General features: G+C 72.6%; 6 protein-coding genes. 1 reads left to right on the top strand and 5 read right to left on the bottom strand.

Translation table 11 applies throughout. The features are described from left to right. Positions 1–38: 38 nt before the first annotated feature. The gene (locus tag Dsi01nite_RS48465; RefSeq protein ID WP_203853279.1) at positions 39–938 is read right to left on the bottom strand and encodes a menaquinone biosynthetic enzyme MqnA/MqnD family protein; all 900 of its coding nucleotides are present in this window, start codon (positions 936–938) and stop codon (positions 39–41) included. A 206-nt stretch (positions 939–1,144) separates the two neighbouring features. On the opposite strand from Dsi01nite_RS48465, the gene Dsi01nite_RS48470 reads away from it, so the two are divergent. Then, positions 1,145–2,365 (top strand): nucleotide disphospho-sugar-binding domain-containing protein, encoded by a 1,221-nt coding sequence (locus Dsi01nite_RS48470; protein WP_203853273.1) that lies wholly within the window; start codon positions 1,145–1,147, stop codon positions 2,363–2,365. 119 nt (positions 2,366–2,484) lie between these two features. Here Dsi01nite_RS48470 and Dsi01nite_RS48475 read toward each other — a convergent pair whose 3' ends face one another. The 4 genes from Dsi01nite_RS48475 to Dsi01nite_RS48490 are packed head-to-tail and all read right to left on the bottom strand — an operon-like array spanning position 2,485 to position 6,906. After that, complete coding sequence (locus Dsi01nite_RS48475; RefSeq protein ID WP_203853274.1) at positions 2,485–3,672, bottom strand: macrolide family glycosyltransferase; 1,188 nt, start codon at positions 3,670–3,672, stop codon at positions 2,485–2,487. Further along, positions 3,669–4,655, bottom strand: a complete 987-nt coding sequence (locus Dsi01nite_RS48480) for a hypothetical protein (RefSeq protein WP_203853275.1) — start codon at positions 4,653–4,655, stop codon at positions 3,669–3,671. The genes Dsi01nite_RS48475 and Dsi01nite_RS48480 overlap by 4 nt, the downstream gene beginning before the upstream one ends. Positions 4,656–4,677: 22 nt before the next feature. After that, entirely contained in the window at positions 4,678–5,619 is a 942-nt protein-coding gene (locus tag Dsi01nite_RS48485; RefSeq protein WP_203853276.1) for a hypothetical protein, read from the bottom strand. 33 nt (positions 5,620–5,652) lie between these two features. Beyond that, complete coding sequence (locus Dsi01nite_RS48490; protein WP_203853277.1) at positions 5,653–6,906, bottom strand: activator-dependent family glycosyltransferase; 1,254 nt, start codon at positions 6,904–6,906, stop codon at positions 5,653–5,655. Positions 6,907–6,915: the final 9 nt, after the last annotated feature.

Genomic DNA, 6,915 nt, shown 5'->3' on the forward strand with positions numbered 1-6,915 from the left:
GGGGAGTGACGATGTCCGTGTGCCGGGGCCTGCCCCGGTCACGGCGTTGACAGCAACCGCACCTCGACGTCCGGCGGGAACCCGGCGTCCTGGCCGTCAGCACAGCCGCCGACCCGGCGGGCGAACTCGGCGATCCCGGCCAGCTGCCGGTCGCCGAGGCTGAAGTCGAGCGCCGTCATGTAGTACCGGCGCAGGATCGCCGCGTCGAACGGCTCCCAGCGGGCCGCCTGCTCGGAGACGGCGTCGACCTCGCGCAGCGACAGGTCCCGCGACGCCAGGAACGCCCGGTGCACCCGATGCACGGTCTCCGGCTCGCGGGCCACGAAGTCGCGGCGGGCGGCGAACACCGCGAAGACGAACGGCAGACCCGTCCATTCGCGCCACATCTCGCCGAGGTCGTAGACGTGCAGACCCAGCCGCTTCGCATCCGAGAGCGCGGCCCGCAGCGCCACGTCGCCGATGACCACGGCCGCTGGGGCGTCGCGCAGCATGACGTCGAGGTCGGGCGGGGCCGCGAAGTAGCTCGGCTGGACCCCGACGAGGTCGCTGAGCAGCAGCGCCGCGAGCCGGATCGACGTGCGGCTGGTCGAGCCGAGCGCCACCGGCGCCCCGTCGAGCTGGTCGAGCGGCACCTTGCTCACGATGAGGCACGACATGACCGGGCCGTCGCTGCCCACGGCGATGTCGGGCAGCGCGACGAGCTGGTCGGCGTGCTTCAGGAACTCCATCAGGCTGATCGGCCCGATGTCCAGGTCCCCGGAGGTCAGCGCGTCGCTCAGCCCGTCGGGGCTGTCGCGGCGCAGGTCGAGGTCGAGCAGGCTGCCGGTGCGGGCAAGCCCCCAGAACAGCGGCACGCAGTTGAGGAACTCGATGTGCCCGACGCGCGGCCGCACCGGGCGGCGCCATCCGGCCGGCGCGATGCCGTCGGTGAACGGCATCGCCGGGTTCGGCTCCGTGAGGGTGCCGAGTGGATCAGGCATCGCGACTCCTGAGTTCGAGCTGTCGGCGCAACGGCACCCCGGATGACGGTCACTATCCAGCACCGGATTGGCATCGGGCGCTCGATGCACCTGAAGTCTGGGGGTTTCCCGGGTTCTTGCGCCGTGTCCCGTCCGTGACAAGGCCGAGGCGGCATTCTGAGCGGGTGCGCGTGCTGTTCTCCGTCTCGTCATGGCCGACCCACTACTCCGCGATGGTGCCGCTCGGCTGGGCCCTGCAGGCCGCCGGGCACGAGCTGCGGGTGCTCTGCCCGCCCTCGCAGACCGCGGCGGTCGCCGGGGCCGGCCTGCCGCCGGTGCCGCTGCTGGGCGGGATGGAAGTCGCCGTGCACAACCGCCTGTCCTACGTGCGGGAGGCCCGCGCCGGGCAGTGGCCGTATCCGTGGACGCCCCTGCACCCGGTCACCGGCGCACCGATGTCCACACTGGACGCTTTCGACGTCGAGGCGTATGCGCGCACCGACGGCGCCCGGTTCGCCGAGTCGTCCGCCGCCGGCCACGACGCCGCCGTGGGATTCGCCCGCGACTGGCGGCCGGACCTCGTCGTGCACGACCCGGTCAGCACGGAAGGCCTCCTTGCGGCACTGGTGTCGGGTGTACCGGCGGTCATCGCCCTCTGGGGCCCGGTGGGCACCCACGAACCGGCGCCGGTCCGCATCCTCCCCGACGACCTCGGTGACTCGTTCGCCCGGCACGGTCTCGGACCGTTCGGACCCGACCTGATCCGCCACGTGCTGGACCCGTGCCCGGACGAGGTCGCGCCGCCGGTGCGCGGACTGCGGCTGCCGGTGCGGTACGTGCCGTACAACGGCCCCGGCGTGCCACCGGCCAGGATGCCCCGGGTCGACGGCCGGCCACGGGTCTGCGTCACGTGGTCCACGGCGCTGAGCACCATGACCGGCCCCCGCTCCTACGCGCTGCCGATGATCGTCGCCGCGCTGAGCGCCCTCGGCGTGGAGACGGTGCTCACCGCCACCCGGGAGGACGCCGCGGCGCTCGGCCCCGTCCCGGACAGCGTGCGGATCCTGGAACGCGGCCCCCTGTACGCCCTGCTCCCCGACTGCGACGCCGTCGTCCACCACGGCGGCGCGGGCAGCGCGATGACCGCCATGGTCACCGGCACCCCGCAGCTGGCCATCACCTTCGCCAGCGAACAGGCCTGCCTCGCCGCCCGGATCGCGACCTCCGGCGCCGGCCTGCACCTCCCCGGCCACACCGCGACGGTCGAGACGGTCCAGGCGGCGGTCGCGGCGCTGTTGGAGGACCCCGGCCACCGCCGGGCCGCGGCCGCCTTGCGCCGCTCCGCGATCAGCCGGCCCTCCCCGGTGGAGCTGCTGCCCCGCCTGGAGAAGCTCGCCGCCGGGTAGCCCGCCTGGCGGCCGTTCGCGACCGCCTGCGCACCAGCATCCGCTGGTCGCGATTGCAGCAGAACCGCGCTCCCGGATGGGAACGCGGTTCTGGGTCTTGCGGCTGCTGGTGTGCGCTGTCAGTCGGCGAGGAGGCGTTCGATGACGTCGGCGCCTTCGGAGGGGCCGCCGCTGGCTCGCATGGCGGCGCTCATCGCGGCGACGCGGGCGAGGACCTCCGGGTCGTTGGTGAGCTCGTCGACGGCGGCGCGCAAGGTTGCCGGGTCCAGGCTCGACGCCGGCAGGTAGCGGCCGATGCCGATCTCGTCCACCCGGCGGGCGTTGACCGTGTTCTCCGGCGTGTGCGGCACGACGACGCACGGGCAGCCGTGATACAGCGCCTCGACCAGGCTGCCCATGCCGCCGTGGGTGACGAACACCGACGCGCGGGGTAGGACCGCGAGGTGCGGCATCCACTCGTGGGCCTCGACGTTGACCGCGGAGACCCCGGCGTCCAGGGCGTTGCCGCGGCCGAGGGTCATGATGACGTGCCACGTCTTGTCGGCGAAGGCGTCGGCGCACAGCTGGAACATGCCGGTCCGCTCGTTGGACTCGGTGCCCATCGAGATGAGCGCCACCGGGATGTCCTCGGACGGCGCCGACCAGGTCACCGGCGGCGGGGTCGAGGGCAGGCAGTGGCCCAGGAACGTGAACTTCTCGTCGAACGTGTCGCCGTGCGGCTGCAGCGCCCGGGGCAGGAAGACGAGGTTGTGATCGTCGGCGACGGCCATCATCGCCCACATCTTCGCCGGGTCCGGTTCGACCTCGGCGAGGATCTCCAGGATCGCCTCGACGCCCTTGTGGACGTAGTCGGCGTCGCGGTCCATGGTCTCGGCGTGCAGCGAGAAGTGGTCGTTGGAGGCCGTGTACGGGAAGTACTGCAGTGTCCGCACACCCCACTCGCGGGCCAGGATCCGGGCCGGGACGAAGCTCTCGAAGTCGTACACGATCAGGTCGGGCCGGTCGTCGGTGAAGGCGGCCCGCGCCGCCGGGATGACGCGCGTGTTGGCGTCGGCCAGGATGTCCAGGCCGAGCTCGGCGATCTCGTCACTCTCCACGTGGCTGGCGGTGCTCAGCCGGCGCCGGACGGAGGTGTAGCCGGCCAGGGCGGCGCCGACCGAGGCCACCGCCGAGGCGTACATCGAGTCCACGACGTAGGTGACCCGGTGCCCGCGGTCGACCAGATGCCGGGCGATCTGCAGCGTCGGGTTGAAGTGCCCGAAGTCGGGGAAGACGAAGATCGCGACGTGCCCGGGTGACGTGGTCATGAGACCCGCCGCGGCGGGAGGACGACGCCGTTGTCGAAGATGGCCGCCATGACCTCAGGGAGGTCCGCGGGCGACTCGACGTGCACGACGGGGAACGGGAAGCCGATCCAGCCGCGTGGCAGCGACGGGCCGAGGACCAGCCCGACGCGGGTCTTGTGCCGGTGCATCTCGGCGCTCATGTCGTCGATGCGGATCGTGTCGACGGCGTTGCGGCTGAACATGGTGGCGATGTCGGCCACGTTCGTCAGGGTCCGCGGCTCCAGCGACGAGCACAGCGGCAGCACCGGATCGCCGAGGCCGGCGCCGGGGGCGATGGCGGCGATGGAGTCCGCGACCGCCTGCCGCAGCGGCGTGTGCACCGCCACCGAGTTGGCCTCCTGCACCTGGACCTGCCCGAGCCCGCCGGACGCGGTGTACTCCGCGGCGAGCGCCTCGAGGGCCTCGCGGTAGCCGCTGAGCAGCAGGATGCGGAACGTGCCGGTGGGGTGGGTGCCGAAGTCGCCGGCGAGCCAGATCCCGTCGCGTTTGGGCTCGATGAGCAGCGCCTCGTCCTGGTCGACGGGCAGGAACGCGACGGCGACGCCCTCGGCCGGCCCGTCCGGGTCGCGGGGGCCGACGTGGTCGATGCGCATCAGCAGGTCGAACAGGTGCTCGCGGGACAGCGCACCGGCGAGGGACGAGCTGACCATCGAGCCGAGGCTGAGGCCGCCGACCGCGGCCGGGTGCAGGCCCTGCGCGGCGAGGACGTCGTGGATGCCGACCATCGCGGCGGCCAGGGCGACGGAGCCGTGCCGGGAGCGGACCTCCATATCGACCTGCTCGTCGTCCTCGCGGCGGCGCAGCAGCAGGTCGAGGTCCAGGCCGGTCCAGGCGCTGACCTTGTCGTACACCTGCTGCATGGCCGGGTACGCCGCGTGGAACTCCATGACGCCGCGTGGGTCGTAGTTGAGCAGGTTCGTTCCGAAGATGAACGCGAGGCTCATGCTGGCAGCCTTCCGATGTAGGTCACGTGGGCAGGAGCACGTCGTGTTCGCGGACCGCGGCCACGACGTGGTCGATGTCGTCCGGGGAGTCGACGTAGACGACGGGGAACGGGAACTCGAACCCGTCGCGGGGCAGCGTGGGGCCGAGGATGACGCCGAGCCGCGCGCCGAGGCGGCGCATCTGCCCGGTGAGGTACTCGGCCCGGATCGGCTCGACGACGTTGCGGCTGAACTCGCTGCGGACCTGGTCGGCGCTGTGCAGCACCCGCGGCTCCAGCGACGAGCACATCGGCACGACCGGGTCGGTGAACGTGATGTCGGCGGCGATGCGGGCGAGCACGTCCCGGGCGCGGTAGCGCAGCGGGCTGTGCACGGCGACCGTCTCGTCGCTGAACACGAAGTACTCCGGCGGGTACCCGGTGGCGAGCTGGTCGATGGCGTCGCGGTAGCCGCTGAGCAGCAGCATCCGGAACGCGCCGCTGGTGTGCATGCCGAAGTCGCCGCCGAACCAGATGCCGGGGCGGGTGCCGTAGAACGACTCGTAGGTCTCCCCCAGCGGCAGGACCGCGGCGACGCAGCCCTCCGGCAGCTCGGCCCGGTCGGGGCGCTGGTCGCCGTCGGTGTGGCCGAGCAGCCCGATGACGTCCTGGCGGGACACCGCGCCGGACAGCGCGCCGGCCACCATCGCGCCGAGGCTGATCCCGCCGACCATCGCCGGGTGCACACCGCGCTCGCCGAGCAGGTCGGTGATGCCGAGCATGGCCGCGGCCAGCCCGACCGACGTGGTCCGGGAGCGTTGGGTGTCGTCCTCGACGGTGCGCAGCAGGAGGCCGACGTCCAGCCCGGTCCACTCCGCCGCCCGCTCATAGGCGTCCCGGACGGCCTGGTGCTGCTCGTACAGTCCGATGAGGCCGGTCGGGTCGTAGGTGAGGTTCTTCTGGCCGAGGATGAACGCGAGGCTCACGGCGGCTCCTCTCGATGGGGGTCGGGACGCGTCTCAACGGGCAGCGCGCGAGGCGGTGAACTGTTCGAGCTCCCCGACGACCTGTGCCGGGGAGGGGCGGTGCAGCGCCTCGTCCCGCAGCGTCGCGGCGTTGCGGGCGAATCCGGCCTCCGACACCAGGCGGCTGACCGCGGCGCGGATCTCCTGCGGCCCGGCCTGGTCGTGCGGCAGGTACAGGCCGGCGCCGGCCTCCTGCAGGCCGCTGCCACGCAGCGTCTGGTCGGCGACGGGGGTGGAGACGAACAGCTGCGGCACGCCGTGCACGAGGGCGGTGCCGTAGCTGCCGAAGCCGCCGTGGTGGATGAGGGCGGCGCAGGTGGGCAGCAGCGCGTGCAGCGGCACTGACTGCACCACCCGGGCGTTGTCCGGGACCTTGTCCAGCTCCTGCGCCTGCGCGGGCAGCAGCGCGGCGACGACCTCGACGTCGAGGTCCGACAGCGCGTCGAGGATCGCGGCCTTCGACACGTAGTCGCCGCCGTACCGTTCGGTGTTGGCGGCGCCGAGGCTCAGGCACACGCGGGGACGCGCCGGTGGTTCGTTGAGCCAGTCCGGCGCGACGGCCGGGCCGTTGTAGGGCACGAACCGGATCGGGACCCGCCGGACGTCCGACGGCACCGACAGCCGGTCCGGCAGCGGGTCCAGGGTCAGCTGCCCGGTGATGAGTTCCTCGCTGAACGCGCCCCCGAACTTCTCGGCGTGCCCGCCGAGCCATTCCGCCATCGGGTCCTCGCGCCGGTCCTCGGGCGCCTCGTCGCGGAGCCTGGTGAACAGCTGCCGTTTCATGGCCCAGACGTCGGCGAAGCACATGGAGCGCACGTGTGCGGCGCCCACGGCGACGGCGGCGAGTCCGCCGGCGTAGGTGAGCGGGTCCCACACGACGAGGTCGGGCCGCCAGTGCCGGGCGAACGCGACGAGGTCCTCGATCATCGGCTCGTTGTAGTAGGCGAAGCCCCAGGCGCCCATCTGGGCGCGTTCGAGCTCCCGCTCCCAGGTGAGCTTCGCCGGGTCGAGCTCGCTCCAGTCGACGGACTCGACCTCCTGCGACTCGCGGTGCGCCGCCATCGCCGAGCTGATGTTGCTGTCGTCGCCGACGCCGACGGCGGTCATGCCGGTGCGGGCGATGACGTCGGTGAACGCCGGCGAGCTGGCGACGCGCACCTCGTGGCCGGCGGCGCGCATCGCCCACGCCATCGGCGTCATGCAGAACAGGTGGGACTTCTCAGGCAGCGTGACGAACAGCACCCGCATCGTGCTCGG

Source organism: Dactylosporangium siamense, from assembly GCF_016862795.1.
In the GTDB taxonomy this organism is placed as follows: domain Bacteria; phylum Actinomycetota; class Actinomycetes; order Mycobacteriales; family Micromonosporaceae; genus Dactylosporangium; species Dactylosporangium siamense.

What these genes read in the sequence shown, in the direction of transcription:
- Dsi01nite_RS48465 (WP_203853279.1), bottom strand. Translation starts at nt 938, where the DNA reads ATGCCGTTCACCGACGGCATCGCGCCGGCCGGATGGCGCCGCCCGGTG.
- Dsi01nite_RS48475 (WP_203853274.1), bottom strand. Translation starts at nt 3,672, where the DNA reads ATGACCACGTCACCCGGGCACGTCGCGATCTTCGTCTTCCCCGACTTC.
- Dsi01nite_RS48480 (WP_203853275.1), bottom strand. Translation starts at nt 4,655, where the DNA reads ATGAGCCTCGCGTTCATCTTCGGAACGAACCTGCTCAACTACGACCCA.
- Dsi01nite_RS48490 (WP_203853277.1), bottom strand. Translation starts at nt 6,906, where the DNA reads ATGCGGGTGCTGTTCGTCACGCTGCCTGAGAAGTCCCACCTGTTCTGC.